This is a genomic window from Rhodococcus sp. CX, from assembly GCF_015865005.1.
GTDB lineage: Bacteria > Actinomycetota > Actinomycetes > Mycobacteriales > Mycobacteriaceae > Rhodococcus.
The window spans coordinates 1-932 of sequence record NZ_JADZGH010000183.1; the positions used below are offsets into that span (position 1 = coordinate 1).

Annotated in this window: 2 protein-coding genes; both read left to right on the forward strand. The window is 65.0% G+C overall.

Annotated elements, in window-relative coordinates; all coding sequences use genetic code 11:
* Window positions 1–672, forward strand: a 672-nt coding sequence (locus I0Q12_RS19595) for a cyclase family protein (protein ID WP_231611038.1), incomplete at its 5' end; no start/stop codon positions are given.
* Window positions 673–682: 10 nt separating this feature from the next.
* A partial coding sequence (locus tag I0Q12_RS19600; RefSeq protein ID WP_197253743.1) for a nuclear transport factor 2 family protein occupies window positions 683–932 on the forward strand: 250 nt, incomplete at its 3' end.

Genomic DNA, 932 nt, shown 5'->3' on the forward strand with positions numbered 1-932 from the left:
GTCCGACGGCAGCAGTGTCATGACGTGCAACGGATTCGTTCGCAGTCCGCGACGCAGTGGGATGGACTGGCGCATGTGGGTTACGGCGGAAAGTTCTACAACGATGTGCCGGCCGGTGCCGTCAACAACTTCATGGGCGCTTCCCGCAATTCCTTCCACAAGGCGGTCGACCGGCTGATCTCGCGAGGGGTGCTGCTCGATATCGCCCGGCTGAAGGGCGTTGATCGGCTCGAGGACTCGTACGAGATCACCGAGGCGGATCTTCGCGCTGCCGAGGAGCGTCAGGGAGTCCGCGTCGAATCCGGTGATGTGGTGCTGCTGCGTACCGGTTCGTACAAGTGGTTCCTCGAGGGCGACCGTGAGCACTTCCTCGGCAACGCTCCGGGCCCGGGCCTGGACACGTGCCAGTGGCTGTACGACCGTGAGGTCGCGGCGCTGGCCATCGACAACCACTCGGGCGAGGTGTGGCCGAGCCCGGTCCCCGGCGCCACCATCCCGTTTCACCAGGTCGTCATCCGCGATATGGGCCTCACGCTCGGCGAGATGTTCAACCTCGAGGAATTGGCCGAAGACTGCGAGGCAGACGGGGTGTGGGAGTTCTTCTTCTGTGCCCCCGGCCTGAAGGTGACCAACTCTGCCGGTTCACCGGTCACGCCGATCGTTGTCAAGTAGGGAGCTGTCGATGGCGACATTCGCTGAGGTCTACGCGGCTGTTAGTGCGGTGATCGCCGCGCATGCCCAGGCGCAGGACGACGGTCGGGTCGAGGACATGGTCGCGCTGTACTGGCCCGACGGTGTCGTGGAGATACCCGGCTTCCCGACGATCGAGGGCGCCGACGCCATCCGGGCGGCCTTCTCACAACCTGGATGGCGACCGGACCCGGCCACGCCGCAGCGTCACGTAGTCGCCAATACGGTGCTCACGGAATGGA